Raw genomic sequence first — 14,006 nt, forward strand, 5'->3', positions numbered from 1 at the left:
ACTTCTCTGAAGGTTCTTATGAATAAAATTCATTATGGGGATTAGGGTTATAACTATTAAATACCCTATCACCCATTTGCCCAACATATCAGGTATGTACATGCGATTTTCTTCTCTGCTGGGTGCGGGCCTTGTACTGCTCGCAACTGCCACCCAAGCCTTTGCTGGCGCCACATTGGAGCGGGTTGAATCGCGCAAGGAAATGGTCAATGTGCTGATGGAAAGCTACCCGCCGTTTTCCTTCCTCAATGACCATAACCAGCTCGACGGTTACGACGTGGACGTGGCCAAGGCAGTGGCCGACAAGCTCGGCGTCAAACTGCGCCTGGAAACACCGTCCTGGGACGTGATTGCCGCTGGCCGCTGGAGCGGGCGCTACGACATCTGCATTTGCTCGATGACCCCGAGCAAGGCGCGCGCCGAGGTGTTCGACTTCCCCGTGGAGTATTACGCATCGCCCGCCGTGATCGTGGTCAATGCCTCGGATGAGCGCATCCATGGTGCCAAAGACCTGGAAGGCCGTAAGGTGGGTTCGATCAGTGCATCGAGCTACGAAAGCTACCTGAACAAGAACCTGGTCATTGAAGGCAAGGAAGACCAGAAGATCGATTACCCGTTCGACTTCGTGCAGGCTGCGCCCTACGACACTGAAAACGTCGCCTTCCAGGACTTGGGCCTGGGCACTGGCGTGCGCCTGGACGCCATCATTACCAACCTGGTGACCGCGCAGCCGCGCCTGCAGCAGGACAAGCGCTTCAAGCTGGCCGGCGCGCCGCTGTATGAAGAGCCCAACGCAGTGGCCATCGAAAAAGGCGACCCCGAGTGGGATGCCAAGGTACGCCAGGTGTTCGCCGAGCTGAAGGCTGATGGCACCCTGGCCAAGCTGTCGCAGAAATGGATTGGCGCCGACATCAGCAAATGAGCACCTTCCCTCCCTCCCCCAAGCCCGTGGCAAAGCCTGCGGGCGCCGGCCTGTTCGGATTTCGCACCCGGTTACTGCTGACCTGGCTGGCGCTGTTCGGGCTGTTTGTCGCCTTCTTCCTCAGCTTTGACCTGAAGTTCGCCATCATTCTGGAGAAGTTTCCCAACCTGGCCGGTTTCAAGCTGGGGCCCAATGGTTTTCTGCAAGGCGCCGCACTGACCCTGTTCCTGTGCCTGTGCTCGATGGTGGTATCCGTGCTGCTCGGCTTTGCCGCCGCGCTGGCACGGTTATCCAACAGCGCGGTGCTGGTGGGTGTGGCCAGCTTCTACACCTCGTTCTTCCGTGGCACACCGCTGCTGATCCAGATTCTGCTGATCTACCTGGGGCTGCCGCAGGTGGGCCTGGTACCCGGCGCCATCAGCGCCGGCATCATTGCCTTGTCGCTGAACTACGGCGCCTACCTGAGCGAGATCTTCCGCGCCGGCATCCTCGGCGTGGCCCGCGGGCAACGTGAAGCAGCATTGGCGCTGGGCATGCGCACGCCGCAGATCTTCTGCCACATCATCCTGCCCCAGGCCATGCGGGTGATCATTCCGCCCACCGCCAACCAGTTCATTTCGATGCTCAAGGACTCGTCGCTGATTTCCGTGATGGGGGTTTGGGAGGTGATGTTTCTGGCGCAGTCGTATGGGCGTTCGAGCTATCGCTACCTGGAAATGCTGACCACCGCCGCCGTGATCTACTGGGTGCTGTCGATACTGCTGGAACTGCTGCAGGCGCGCCTGGAACGGCATTTTGGCAAGGCTTATCAGCGCTGAGGGCTGCACGGCTCGTGCAAAACCGACAGGCCTGACCGCGCCCCATGCAGGAGCGGCCAGGCTACGCGTAAGTGAAAATAATCAGCGCGGTTGCCAGCAGGATGTGAATGACCAACAGACTCACCAGCAGTCGTCTCATGCTTGAGGGGAAACGTTTGACTTCATCGAAGTCAATCAACCCCCTGCGCACGAAGAGGCTCGGTATAGCCAGCACCATGGAGATCAAACCCGTACGCATAACCTTGCCCAGAAGGCCTGCATGTTGAAACGTGATTTTATTGCCGGTCACGAAGCTACAGCGCGTTAGCAACGACTCGTAGTACTCAGTGTATTTATGTGCGATGAAACACTGTACGACCATCGCCAGCATCATGGGTGCAAGAATCAGAATCGCAATTAGCCCAGGCTCAACTTCATTCACTCCGATACCTCGCCATACAAAAAGTCACCAAATATCTCGCCCCCCTTGCCCCCGGCATCTCCGAGGACTTTACCGCCCACTGCTCCTCCGACGACAGCACAAGCAAGTGCACCGGGGCCGCCTGTAGTGACCCCCAGAACGACGGCACAAATACCGGTGCCTGCCATACCCCCCAAATAGCCCCCGGCGCTGCCGCCCGCCAGGCTACCCATCAACGTCGAGGTTTCGACATACTTGGCGCGCCGACACTGATCCTCCCGGCCCGTGGTGCAGGCCTTATGAATTGAGAGGCCGGTGGACGCCACATCCAGCGCAGTACCGATATAAGTGCCCCTTTTCACCAAGTTCGACGCCCTGGCAACGCCAGATACCTTTTCGGCATAACCGGAAATCTCGCCGGTATGCAGATAACTGCGGGTCGAGATGCCCAATGCCTGCTTGATCTTGCCCTGACGGCGTAAACCAGAACCATACGCAGCAACGTTGCCCAATTGCTTTTCAAGCTTCATGAAAAGTGCAGAGCGCTTGGCGTAGAAGGCATCACGGGCAGCGAGAGTGCCAGAACTGAGGTAGTCGCGGTGCAGTTTCTCGATTTCTACAAGGGTGGTCTTGATATTGGTCAGGTGCTTGCTCCAGCCCTCGCTAGCGGCGCCCGCCCCAATCGAGGCGTTAGCCAGCAAGCTCTGCAGCAAGTCGAAGTGCTCGAGAAAAAAATCATCCGCGTCTACGCCGCTAGTTAGCAGGCCAGCGTGCACCTCGACAGCTTTGGCCATCAGTAATGCTTCGTGGCTGGTGCAGGAAGGAGTACCAGCGTCACCCAGGATGACCAACTCCCCGGCCATGACCACGCTGTTGGCAATGTGGGCATTCAACACATCGAACTTGCTCTTGGCATACCCCGACAACGGTGTGCTGGCTTTAAGCGACTGATAAGACTGGGTTCTGGGGTTGATGAAGCTGCGTGCTTCGGACATGGCCCTACCTCACGCGTACTTCTTGTTGTTGATCCGGTCCCAACCGCCGGCGACATTCCCGCCACCGCTGCCGTCGGAACGTTTCTGGCGGGTATAGGTGGTCTTGATACGCCCATAGTTCAACTGGACGATTTCGATGGGAACGCCCGAGCTTGCATTCTGCGAGTAGTCGGCGATGATGACCTCTTCCAGCACGATCTCGTAATATTTGAGTTTGTCGGTGCCTGCCCGGCAAAGCGCAAGTTTTACTTCCTTGAGATGCTGGCCCGAGCAGCTGGCTTCCAGCAGCTTGCAGCTCGCGCTGTCGAGAAACTTGGTGAACGTAAAGTTGGTCAAGGTGGTACGCCCCGACGTTGCACCGCCGGAAGAGCTTGCGGTAGCGGACGTGCTTTGATTGACACCGAAGTTATAGCCGTTGATCTCGATCCAGTTGGTGTACTGCTCATCCAGCGCTTCGCCAGCGATGTCGTCGATTTGGATAAAAGCGTCGAAAGCCATGCCTACCTCTCCTTGGTAATGGTGGGTCTGAATCCCAATGAACGGGTGTGACAGGTACGGAGGCAAAATGTTCCCCCACTGCCCGAGCCGCCACACCCGATGCATGACGCTTCAAGCCCTACAACGCCTTCATCTCTGCAATATCCCGCGCCACCTGGTCTGCCGAGTGGTCGAACATCGCCTGTTCCTGCGCATCCAGCGGCAACTCGATAATCCGCTCAAGCCCCTTCTCTGCCAGTACGCAGGGCACACCCATGGCGATATCCGTTCGCCCATACTCGCCCTCAAGAATCGCCACCGCCGGCAAAATACGGTTCCTCCTATTGGCGATCGCATCAACCATCTGTGCAATAGCCACGCCCGGCGCATCGCAGGCGCTCCCCGTCTTCTTCAACCCCAGAATCTCGCCGCCGCCCTTACGGGTGCGCTCGACAATCTGTTCGATCTGCTCGCTGGACAGGAAGTGCGACAGCGGCACCGAGCCGACTTGGCAGTAGCGCATCAGCGGTACCATGCTGTCGCCATGCCCGCCCAGCACCAGCGCCGTGATATCCCGTGCAGAAAACCCGGTTTGCTCGGCGATGAAGCACTTCATGCGCGCGGTATCCAGCACCCCCGCCTGCCCGAACACCTTGTCGCGCCCCTGCCCGCTGACGCTCCAGGCGCGGTAGGTGAGCACATCGACCGGGTTGGACACCACCAGCACCGTCGCTGTCGGCGCGTGGTGCTTGATATCCGCCATGATGCTGTCGATGATTGGCAGGTTGGTACTCAATACATCCTGACGCGACTGGCCGGGCTTGCGCGGCACGCCCGCCGTGATCACCACCAGTTCGGAGCCCTCCAGCATCTCGGCTTTGGCCCCGCCGTGAACGTGGGTATCGGAACCTGAATCCACAGCCGCCTGCCAAACGTCCAGCGCCTTGCCCTGCGCCAGTTCACCCTGCACGTCCATCAACACCAGCTCACGGCACAACTCATCCCGGGCGATGATCTGCGCCGCCGCCTCGCCGACCAGGCCGGCACCCACAATCGTTAATTTGTTCACCAGACACCTCCCAGCGGCGCGCGCCACCAGGAACACGCCTGCGTATAGAGAGAAGTATTGACCGCCCCTGCGAAAAGGCCACCCGAAGGCTGATGGCTGGTAGCTGAGAGGACGCTGGGGCTTCTGAGGCTAGCGCCGGCTTGGAAAGATTCCAGCCCCGCGTTTTTCCGGGGCTCGGGGGTTGTGGAATGGTCTCAGTACCAGGACTTGCCATTGGCCTTGCGAGAGCAACTGTCATGCACAAAACTCAAAAGCTAGCGCCATCACCATGGGCGACGGGCTTGCCCCGCGAACACGGGCAAAGCCCTTTCCATCCGCCACGCAGCCAGCTTCACAGGCAAAAAGGACCAGATCGCTGTCAGTTGAGGGCCAGCCTCACTGTTGCTATCTGGCCCCACCCTTGATCGACGATCTGGCCTAACGCTCCAGACCCTGCTCGCTTCGTTCCATTACCTTCCCACACTGCTCACTGGCCAACCGGCTGATGATCCGGATCGCCTGATGGATACCGGCCGTGTTGCGAAAACTCAGACGCGGGTTGTGTTCGCACTCGAGCATTTCGTCGTGCTGGACCAGGGCTTCGCCCAGCAGTTCGAGGGTCCAGGCGTAGCTTTGGATGGTGGAGAGGCGTTCTTGGTCAGACATGGCGGGCCTCCGGTTGGGTGGCGACGAAGCGGGGTTGGCTGAGGGTGAAATAGCTGGGGGCCGTTGAAGAACGGCGGAGGAGAACGGATGCGAGGATCCTGCTTGGACTTGAGATGAGCATGCATGAGGCTCCAAGTTTTAGTTGGAGCTGCCACGATCCTTCCTACGGGATTGGGTGGCAGCTGTGTGCGGGGTAGGAATACCGGGAAACTTGGAAACCCGGCCAGGCCGAAGCCTGCCCACACACAGCCGCCATGACACAGCACAGCAGACGCAAAAAAAGCGCCAGCTGTGGTGCAGGGGCGCCTAGTGCGTGCGCCAAGTTTACCAACGGGTTCCTACGCCCGGTCACGGGTTTTACCGTGACGGAGAAATTTAGCCTCACATTGTTTAATCGGGCAATAGGGTAACTTGTAGGAAATGCCTACAAATAATGCATGAATCGCGCCGAATAGGATGACAACCTTCGATTTCTAGGCCTATAGCGATCTGCTAGGGGTTAATCGCTAATCTGCGTGAGAGCTACGACCGCCGTGGCATCAACGTTCACGCCTTGATGAATCCATAGGTCACCCACATCCAAGCGAAGCCAAAGGCCGTCAGCCACGTGGATACCTGTAGAGCCAACTTAAGTTTTGCAGGGAAGTTTTCTAGTTCTTCGATGTCCAGATGCCCTCGGCGCATATGTACGCCAGGCCAAATGAGTATTCCACAAAGAAACGTTATCAGCAGCCACCGAGCGCCAAAGCGCCGCGTGCCCAAAAACAGTTTCATTTGCTCCAGGCCCGGATGACTTTGGATAGCCGAGGTTGCAACAGTGAAATTTCTTGTACCCGCGATGAATGCACTGACCGCACAACCGGCCAACGCGATCACGAACGGACACGCCAGCATTATCCACTTCAGCCACACGGGCCAACTCTCGAACTCAGTCATAATGTGATTCGTAGATCAGCTCGCCCATTTGCTCACCGCCCTCCGCACCGGCGATGCTCCCAGCAAAAGCCCCTCCCCCGACCAGCGCAATGCCACATACCGGCGCCCCGAAACCCGCGGTACCAGCAGAGAACACCCCACATACAGCGAGCGCAGTGATCCCAGCAATCTTGCCACCCACGATCCCTCCCGCCAGCCCCCCAGCGAAAGCACCTGCCTCAGACAAACGAATTTTTTTGCAGCCTTCGGTTTCCCCTGCACGGCAGGCCTCTTGGACTTTCAGATAGGAAGATGTACCACCTAAGCCAATTCCGACATGCCCACCATACCGAAGGTACTTACTAAGCTTCGCCACTTTGTCCAAGTATGTGGCGTACCCAGGAATCTGCCCTGGCCCACCGGCTTTTGACCAATGATGCACAAGGCTCTTGGTCGAGATATTCAAGCTTTTCTTCAGCCGCTCGTAGGCCCCTAGATTCAGATGTTTATTTAGAAAAGTCGCCTTCAACTGACCATCTAGCTGCTCCAATAATAGCCGTCGTTCGGCGAAGAAGGATGGACTATTCAGATGGCCATGGCGCAGAAATTCTTGCTGATGCAAACGCTCGATGTTGCCAAGTGTGCTGCGAAGCTGCCGGAGGCCGTGGTCCATCATGTCCTTACCCACACCCATGGAGAGACTGGCGTCACTAAGCAGTCCGGCAATTTCAGCCTGATACTCCATCATGAAATCTGACTCGGCAAAATCGAGTACAGCCAAGGAACGTCGCGCGCGCTCGGCGGCCGCCATAAGTTGGCCCTCCTCCTGGGTGCAGGCATAACCGTTATCCGGATCGCCGATGACGAAGATTTCCCCTGCCTTGAACCCCTGCTCGAAAGTAGGGTTCAGGCGTTGCAGGTACGAAATGGGCAAGGTCGAATCATGGCTAGCCAGCTCCAACAGAATCTGCGGGAACGACATGCTCCGGGGCACCACATAGAATCCCGGCTGCATCTGCCCAGGCAACCCGCCAACCATGGCGGGCGAAGCCCCTGCCAAAGCGCTAGAGCTCCCAGGGCCAGCGGGTTTGAGGCTAGTGCGTACGGCAACCGGCAGCCGCGGCGGGGGCATTTCCCCTAAAGGCGCCACCACCCGGTTGCTACCCTCTGGGCAACCGCAATCAACTAACGCGCCATCCATCGCGACTGGCTGGCCATCCGAGATGAAGTGCCACACCCCTTCGACGACCTTTCCTTCCAGCCCGCAAAGTGGACAAGGTGTGGTGGGATCTCCCATCCTCAGGACCATTCGTCCCTCGTCGAGGTAACCTTCCCCGGTGGCGATGCAAATCGCACCTGTGGTGGTCACATCACCGTCTACTGCTTGGCCAAGCCCATCCAGACTGACGCGCATTTCAGAGTCCCTTGCGAACTGTAGGAGCGAAAGAACCTAACAGCTAAGAAGGGGCAAATAAGGCCTCGAGCAGCTAACGAGACGATTCCTACAAGCAACGCGGATTTAGGACTAGGCACGACCTAGCGGTTTGAGAACGGGACAGCGGGAACAAAAAAGCCCGCACAAGGCGGGCTTCTATTGGTGCCAGGTAGCGAGAAATCGCCATAGGCCAACTGATTCTGGTGCCGGAGACAGGAATCGAACCTGCGACCTTCGCGTTACGAGTGCGCTGCTCTACCGACTGAGCTACACCGGCGTGTAGCGCAACGTACCACTGCTCACACCCGTAACGCAAACCCCTGTTTCCGCTGGTTTATTGCCCTGCCCTCAAGCCCCCTTGCACCCTTTGGGCGCGAGGTCTTCCTCGATGTCGGTCGTGCACGCCCAGCCGCTGGCCGAACGCGTCAGGGTCAGGGCCTTGCCCAGCACGTTGGCCGGCGCATCCACCAGGGTGCAGACAATGCTGCCGCTACCATCCGCGGCCTTGCCGCTCGCCGTGATCGCACAATGCGCCGTCGCCGGCTGGCCACCCAGCGCGGCTACATCCGCTACATCCTTTCCATCATTCAGCCGCAGATCCATCGCCGTCTTCAGCGCGCTGATCTCCAGCAACCCGGCCGCGGCCTTGGAGCGTGCCTGGTGGTTGGTGTACATCGGTAAGGCGATGGTCGCCAGAATGCCGATGATCGCGACGACGATCATCAGTTCGATCAGGGTGATACCGCGTTGCCCTTTCATGAACGTAGTTCCTTTTTGATTCGCTTACACATTGAGGTCAGTTGCGCCCCAACCGGCAGCGGCGCAGTAGGCCTGAACAGACACCTTTTGTCACCCCTGCCCGCACGGGCGTCATCTTCGCTGAACTACTCTAGTGAGCATCACGGACGCGCGCCCTTGCAGGGACGCGGCAAGCTGTTTCCAGGCTTGTCGCCGGGGCTGAACAAGGACCTTTGCATGACTTCATCTTCACTTCTGTACCGCTGGCACGGCACCGACGCCAATGGCGCGCCGGTCAGCGGCCAAACACCCGGGCGCAGCCCGGCTTATGTGCGCGCCGGGCTGATTCGCCAGGGCATCACGGTGGCAAGTTTGCGGCCGGCCAGCGGGCTGGCGTTCAGCTTGCCGAAGCGGCGCCAAAAGGCTGACCCGGCGGGGTTCAGCCGGCAGTTGGCGACGTTGCTCAAGGCCGGGGTGCCGCTGCTGCAGGCGTTCGAGGTGATGGGCCGCAGTGGTTGCGATGCGGCGCAGGCGGCGTTGCTGGAAAGATTGAAACAGGATGTGGCCTCGGGCCTGGGGCTGGCGGATGCGTTGCAGCGTCACCCGGCATGGTTCGATGCGCTGTATTGCAACCTGGTACGGGTGGGCGAGCAGTCCGGTACGCTCGACCGGCAACTGGAGCAACTGGCCGGCATGCTGGAACAGCGTCGGGTGCTGCACAAGAAGGTGCGCAAGGCGATGATCTACCCGCTGCTGCTGTTGCTGACCGGGCTGGGGGTGTCGGCGATCCTGTTGCTGGAGGTGATTCCGAAATTCGAGAGCATGTTCTCGGGCATGGGCGCGGCGTTGCCGGCATTTACCCAATGGGTGATCAACTTGTCCACAGGGCTGAGCCGGTTTGCGCCGCTGCTGCTGGTGATGGGCTTGGTGCTGGGTGTTGCCGCGCGCCAGCTTTACCGGCAGCACGCGCCAGCGCGCCTGTGGATATCTTGGCGGGTGCTGGGCTTGCCGGTGTTTGGCAAGTTGCTGGGGCAGGCCGCGCTGGCGCGGTTTGCGCGCAGCCTGGCAACGTCCTACGGCGCCGGGGTGCCGTTGCTGGATGCGCTGGGGACGGTGGCTCGGGTAACGGGTGGCGACCTGCACGAGCAGGCGGTGTTGCGGCTGCGCCAAGGCATGGCCAATGGGCAAGGGCTGAACCAGGCGATGGCCGGTGAACCGCTGTTTCCCCCCTTGCTGGTGCAGTTGACGGCCATCGGTGAATCCAGCGGCACGCTGGACCAGATGCTGGAAAAAGCCGCCAGCCATTACGAGGAACAGGTCAGCCAGGCGCTGGACCAGTTGACCAGCCTGCTGGAGCCGGCCATCGTGCTGATCCTGGGCTTGCTGGTGGGTGGCCTGGTGGTGGCGATGTACCTGCCGATCTTCCAGTTGGGTAGTTTGATCTGAACATGACTTTATGGGCTTTGCTGGTTGAACAACCAGCGTACTTCCTTACTTTCGCCACGGTGCTCGGCCTGCTGGTGGGCAGCTTTATCAACGTGCTGGTGTATCGCCTGCCGATCATGCTGGAGCGCCAATGGCAGCGTGAGGCGCAAGAGGTATTGGGGCTGCCGACCACGCAGCACGCGCGTTTCGACCTGTGCCTGCCCGCCTCCCGGTGCCCACACTGCGCGCACCGGATTCGTGCGTGGGAGAACATTCCGGTCATCAGCTACCTGGCCTTGGGCGGGCGCTGTTCGTCCTGCAAAAACCGCATCAGCCTGCGTTACCCGGTAGTGGAAGTGGCCAGCGCGCTGCTGTCGCTGGTAGTGGCCTGGCGCTTCGGCGCTTCGGTAGAGGCGTTGGTGGCTCTGCCGCTGACCTGGTGCCTGCTGGCGCTGAGCCTGATCGATGCGGACCACCAGCTGCTGCCGGATGTGCTGGTGTTGCCGACCATGTGGCTAGGGCTGATCGTCAATGCCTTTGGCATCCATGTGCCCCTGGCCGACGCACTGTGGGGCGCAGTGGCCGGGTACCTCAGCCTGTGGACGGTGTACTGGGTGTTCAGGCTGGTCACCGGCAAGGAGGGCATGGGCTATGGCGATTTCAAGCTGATGGCGCTGATCGGGGCGTGGGGGGGTTGGCAGGTGCTGCCGTTGACGCTGCTGTTGTCGTCGGTGGTGGGGGCGCTGTTTGGCCTGTGCCTGCTGCGTTTTCGCCGGCATGCCTTGGGCACGGCTATCCCGTTTGGCCCTTATCTGGCAATTGCGGGGTGGATTGCCGTGCTCTGGGGTGATGAAATATACGCCTCATACATGCAACTGCTTGGATACTGATGACCACTGCGGCCTTTACCCCCTGGATTCTCGGCCTGACCGGCGGCATTGGTAGCGGCAAAAGCGCCGCTGCCGAGCGCTTTGTCGAGCTTGGCGTGCACCTGGTCGATGCCGACCAGGCGGCGCGCTGGGTTGTCGAACCTGGTCGTCCGGCTCTGGCCAGCATCGTCGAGCGCTTCGGCCCGGGCGTGCTGCAGGGCGACGGCCAGCTCGATCGCGCAGCCCTGCGCCAGCTGATTTTCGCCGACCCGGCGCAACGCAAATGGCTGGAACAACTGCTGCACCCGCTGATCGGTCAGGAGATTTTCAGCTATCTGGCCAAGGCACAGTCGCCTTATGCGGTCTATGTTTCGCCGCTGCTGATCGAATCGGGCCAGCACCATAAGACCCAACGTGTACTGGTGATCGATGCGCCGCAGGACCTGCAAATAGCCCGCACCCTGGCGCGGGACAACACCAGTGCCGAGCACGTGCAGGCCATTTTGCAGGCGCAGTTGGCCCGTGAGGATCGCCTGCGCCATGCCGATGATGTGGTGGTCAACGACGGCGGCCTGGCCGCGCTGCATGAGCAGATTGACCGCCTGCACCACTTTTACCTGACTTTGAAAGGAGGCCAGCCATGAGCCAGCCATTGACCGTCGATTGCCCAACTTGCGGCGCGCCTGTGGAATGGAGCGAAAAAAACGCGTTCCGACCGTTTTGTTCGGACCGTTGCAAGCTGATCGACCTGGGGGCCTGGGCAGCCGAAGAGCACAAGATTGCGGGGTCGGAAGAGTCCGAAGATGAGCTGTATTCGGGGGACCTGGAGCCGCGGCATTGAGCTGATCCACAAATACAACGCGGGCCCACAACCCGCGCGGTACCTGTGGGAGCGGGCAAGCCCGCGAAGCAGGCGGCGCAGTGGATGGCACGGGCTTCGCCCGTGTTCGCGGGCATGCCCGCTCCCACAGTGAGAGTGCAACCTCTGAGTGCTGTGCATTACCCCCGAAGAGGCCGGCACAGCCACCACACATTCACCGCTCATCTTCCTTCCAGGGCGCCTGCAGGTACCGCGTCCGGTTGAAGGTTTCAAGCCACTCGGGGCAAAACACCACCAGCGCACTGATCACCATGCCGTTGATGAACGCCTCGGGGAACATCATCAGCCACAGGTAGCCCACAAAGTCGCTGAGCCACTCCGGCAGGGCAAACCGCCCGTCCAGCCACAACACCCCTAGCGCTGCGGGGACGCAAACCAGCACGGTCAGCGCTGCCGGAAAAAAACCCGAACAAAAGATGTAAACGAACAGGTTGCGGGGCTGGGCACGCTCCACCAATACCGCGCACACCTCGGTAATCAGCACCGGCAAGCCAACCAGCAACAAACCATTCAACCCCAGCGCCGCCAGGTCCTGACGCCCCAGCGCCAGCAAGCCGAGCTGGGCCATGAACCCACCCAGCACTGCCAGCGGCCAGTCCAGCAACAGGGTGACCGCCGTCATGCCAATAAAGTGGTACGACACCCCGGTATCAAAGTCGCGCCGCACCAGCCACAGCGCAAACAGGCAGAACACCGTGCCAAACAGCAAATGCTGGCGGCGCCGGTCGGTAAACAGTTCAACCCAGCGAACCTGGCTGACCGCCCAGATCAGCAACGGCACATAACCCAGCCAGCCAAGGGTAAGGGTGGTGCCGGATAACACCTGCGCGCTGATCACCTGAACAATACCCTTTGCAGCCATGTGGATAAAACCGAGTCTACACCCATTCTCCCCTGCCTTCGGCTGCGGTAGGCTGACGCTTCCATTCGATGCAGGAAGCATTGGTCATGCTGGAAGGAACCAACCCCGCCCTGCTACTGGCAGCGGCACTCAACGCCATCATCGGCGTAATTCACCTGGCCATCATCGCCGTGGGGCCGCGTTGGTACCTTTTGTTCGGGGCCGGTGAGCGCATGGCGGTGGCCGCCGAAAAGGGCCGCTGCTACCCGGCGCTGATCACCGCCGCCATCGCCTGCGTGTTGCTGGCCTGGTCGGCCTATGCGCTGTCGGCTGCCGGGGCGATCGGGCGGCTGCCCTTGCTGCTGCCAGTCATTTGCCTGATCACCCTGGTGTATTTGCTACGCGGTCTGCTGGGGCCAGTATTGCTGGCGGGCACCGGGCGTTCGCAGCGTTTTATCGTGGTCAGTTCGCTGATCTGCCTGGGCTTTGGCCTGGTGCATCTGGTCGGGCTGGTGCAGCAGTGGCCGGTGCTGGGCTGATTCTCACGCTTAAACAGCATCTTACCGTCATCGATTAGCGGCTAAGCTTGTCTGCATGGATGACTCAGACTACCTGCGCCTGCTTACCATCCAGGCCGAACAAGCCAATGCCTTTCTCTCCAACGCCCGTAAGTGGGAGCGGGAGCGATGGGTGTGCCAGCGCCTGTTGCAGGGGCTGAACATTCCCTACCGCAGCGAGGACTTCACCCCGGCGGGGCAGGAGCCACCAGACGTGCTGTTCCGTGACGCCGCCTTCGAGGTGTTTTTCGTGCTCGACGAGGGCCGCCGGCTGAACGATGAATGGCGCGAGGAGCTGCAGCGGCGACGCAGTGCGTTTTCCTTGGCGCAGTTGGTACGCCGCGAAGCACGCCCACGGCGCATCAGTGCCACCGAACTGCTGGGGCGCCTGGCGCCCACCTTGCGCAAGAAGGCGCACAATTACCGGGAACGCGGGCTGGAGCTGAACGAGCTGGACATCATCGCGTTCTCCAGCCTCAAGCGCGAAGTGCTCGACCTCAACACCCACTTCCCGCCGCCTACCGAATACCTGCGCCAAGGCTGGCGCTCGCTGTCGCTGGTCGGGCCAACCTTTGCCCGGGTACTGTTTGCCCACCCCGATGCGCCAGATTTCCTGCGCGGCAACCTGGGCCGCAGCATCGTCTTCGACGTAGGCATCAGTCTTTGATCCAGTGCAGCGACTGTTTGCGATGGCGTACACTCGGCGCCAGGGATAGAAAGCATTATCATTTGTTTCAAGCGCCTGCGCGAACGCTGTAGCGTTTGCACAGTCACAAACGTCTACCTGACGAGGCCCACCATGACCAGCCGCCTGAACCCGGAAGATCAGCGTCGTGTCGATGAGTATCTGCGAGCCCCCCAGCACCAAGTCGAGCGCAGGCCCTTCCGGCCGTGGCTGCTCCTTGTGCTGGTGCTGGCCGTGACCATCGGGTTGGGTCTCCTCAGCCGCCTGCTGAGTGGACTGGTGCTATGAGCTGCTTCGCGCTCGCCCTCCCCTCGTGCAGTTTGCGGCCGGCCCCC

Annotated in this window: 18 protein-coding genes and 1 tRNA gene; 9 read left to right on the forward strand and 10 right to left on the reverse strand. The window is 60.4% G+C overall.

Annotation, left to right across the window (positions count from 1 at the left end; genetic code table 11):
* The first annotated feature begins 100 nt into the window (after positions 1 to 100).
* On the forward strand, positions 101 to 922 hold the full coding sequence (locus ACYCCG_RS08605) for an ABC transporter substrate-binding protein (protein WP_003247511.1): 822 nt from the start codon (positions 101 to 103) through the stop codon (positions 920 to 922).
* Positions 919 to 1,740: an amino acid ABC transporter permease gene (locus ACYCCG_RS08610; protein WP_003247513.1), complete on the forward strand. Its 822-nt coding sequence runs from the start codon at positions 919 to 921 to the stop codon at positions 1,738 to 1,740. Before ACYCCG_RS08605 ends, ACYCCG_RS08610 begins: the two co-directional genes overlap by 4 nt.
* Positions 1,741 to 1,801: 61 nt before the next feature.
* Here ACYCCG_RS08610 and ACYCCG_RS08615 read toward each other — a convergent pair whose 3' ends face one another.
* From ACYCCG_RS08615 to ACYCCG_RS08655, 9 genes are all read right to left on the reverse strand, one after another.
* Entirely contained in the window at positions 1,802 to 2,161 is a 360-nt protein-coding gene (locus ACYCCG_RS08615; protein ID WP_020191670.1) for a hypothetical protein, read from the reverse strand.
* On the reverse strand, positions 2,158 to 3,135 hold the full coding sequence (locus ACYCCG_RS08620) for a hypothetical protein (RefSeq protein ID WP_209968109.1): 978 nt from the start codon (positions 3,133 to 3,135) through the stop codon (positions 2,158 to 2,160). The genes ACYCCG_RS08615 and ACYCCG_RS08620 overlap by 4 nt, the downstream gene beginning before the upstream one ends.
* Positions 3,136 to 3,144: 9 nt before the next feature.
* Positions 3,145 to 3,633 carry an Hcp family type VI secretion system effector gene (locus tag ACYCCG_RS08625; protein ID WP_047605116.1) on the reverse strand — a complete coding sequence of 163 codons (489 nt, stop codon included), beginning with the start codon at positions 3,631 to 3,633 and terminating at the stop codon, positions 3,145 to 3,147.
* A 118-nt stretch (positions 3,634 to 3,751) separates the two neighbouring features.
* Positions 3,752 to 4,681 carry a malate dehydrogenase gene (locus ACYCCG_RS08630; protein WP_209968111.1) on the reverse strand — a complete coding sequence of 310 codons (930 nt, stop codon included), beginning with the start codon at positions 4,679 to 4,681 and terminating at the stop codon, positions 3,752 to 3,754.
* Positions 4,682 to 5,098: 417 nt separating this feature from the next.
* Positions 5,099 to 5,326, reverse strand: coding sequence for a hypothetical protein (locus ACYCCG_RS08635; protein ID WP_209968113.1), 228 nt, complete (start codon positions 5,324 to 5,326; stop codon positions 5,099 to 5,101).
* 546 nt (positions 5,327 to 5,872) lie between these two features.
* Positions 5,873 to 6,262, reverse strand: coding sequence for a hypothetical protein (locus tag ACYCCG_RS08640; RefSeq protein WP_003247529.1), 390 nt, complete (start codon positions 6,260 to 6,262; stop codon positions 5,873 to 5,875).
* The gene (locus tag ACYCCG_RS08645; protein ID WP_121160981.1) at positions 6,255 to 7,655 is read right to left on the reverse strand and encodes a PAAR domain-containing protein; all 1,401 of its coding nucleotides are present in this window, start codon (positions 7,653 to 7,655) and stop codon (positions 6,255 to 6,257) included. The genes ACYCCG_RS08640 and ACYCCG_RS08645 overlap by 8 nt, the downstream gene beginning before the upstream one ends.
* Before the next feature lie 222 nt (positions 7,656 to 7,877).
* Positions 7,878 to 7,953, reverse strand: a tRNA-Thr gene (locus ACYCCG_RS08650).
* A gap of 71 nt (positions 7,954 to 8,024) precedes the next feature.
* Positions 8,025 to 8,435, reverse strand: a complete 411-nt coding sequence (locus ACYCCG_RS08655; protein WP_176685551.1) for a pilin — start codon at positions 8,433 to 8,435, stop codon at positions 8,025 to 8,027.
* Between the two features lie 216 nt (positions 8,436 to 8,651).
* Between ACYCCG_RS08655 and ACYCCG_RS08660 the strand changes: the two genes are divergently transcribed.
* From ACYCCG_RS08660 to yacG, 4 genes are read left to right on the forward strand one after another with little or no spacing between them, the layout of a single operon-like run.
* The gene (locus tag ACYCCG_RS08660) at positions 8,652 to 9,860 is read left to right on the forward strand and encodes a type II secretion system F family protein (protein ID WP_176685550.1); all 1,209 of its coding nucleotides are present in this window, start codon (positions 8,652 to 8,654) and stop codon (positions 9,858 to 9,860) included.
* A gap of 2 nt (positions 9,861 to 9,862) precedes the next feature.
* Positions 9,863 to 10,729 (forward strand): prepilin peptidase, encoded by an 867-nt coding sequence (locus tag ACYCCG_RS08665; RefSeq protein WP_459670054.1) that lies wholly within the window; start codon positions 9,863 to 9,865, stop codon positions 10,727 to 10,729.
* On the forward strand, positions 10,729 to 11,352 hold the full coding sequence (gene coaE / locus ACYCCG_RS08670; protein WP_004575721.1) for a dephospho-CoA kinase: 624 nt from the start codon (positions 10,729 to 10,731) through the stop codon (positions 11,350 to 11,352). Before ACYCCG_RS08665 ends, coaE begins: the two co-directional genes overlap by 1 nt.
* Positions 11,349 to 11,549, forward strand: coding sequence for a DNA gyrase inhibitor YacG (gene yacG, locus ACYCCG_RS08675; protein WP_010951889.1), 201 nt, complete (start codon positions 11,349 to 11,351; stop codon positions 11,547 to 11,549). The genes coaE and yacG overlap by 4 nt, the downstream gene beginning before the upstream one ends.
* A gap of 193 nt (positions 11,550 to 11,742) precedes the next feature.
* Here yacG and ACYCCG_RS08680 read toward each other — a convergent pair whose 3' ends face one another.
* Positions 11,743 to 12,450, reverse strand: coding sequence for an energy-coupling factor ABC transporter permease (locus tag ACYCCG_RS08680; RefSeq protein ID WP_021784188.1), 708 nt, complete (start codon positions 12,448 to 12,450; stop codon positions 11,743 to 11,745).
* Between the two features lie 86 nt (positions 12,451 to 12,536).
* Between ACYCCG_RS08680 and ACYCCG_RS08685 the strand changes: the two genes are divergently transcribed.
* The 3 genes from ACYCCG_RS08685 (at position 12,537) to ACYCCG_RS08695 (ending at position 13,959) form a co-directional block, all read left to right on the forward strand.
* Positions 12,537 to 12,968 (forward strand): hypothetical protein, encoded by a 432-nt coding sequence (locus ACYCCG_RS08685; protein ID WP_459670056.1) that lies wholly within the window; start codon positions 12,537 to 12,539, stop codon positions 12,966 to 12,968.
* Positions 12,969 to 13,023: 55 nt separating this feature from the next.
* Positions 13,024 to 13,653 (forward strand): DUF1780 domain-containing protein, encoded by a 630-nt coding sequence (locus ACYCCG_RS08690; RefSeq protein WP_003247546.1) that lies wholly within the window; start codon positions 13,024 to 13,026, stop codon positions 13,651 to 13,653.
* A gap of 132 nt (positions 13,654 to 13,785) precedes the next feature.
* Complete coding sequence (locus ACYCCG_RS08695) at positions 13,786 to 13,959, forward strand: DUF3094 family protein (protein WP_176685547.1); 174 nt, start codon at positions 13,786 to 13,788, stop codon at positions 13,957 to 13,959.
* Positions 13,960 to 14,006 lie beyond the last annotated feature (47 nt).

Source organism: Pseudomonas sp. VEM90 (assembly GCF_054611535.1).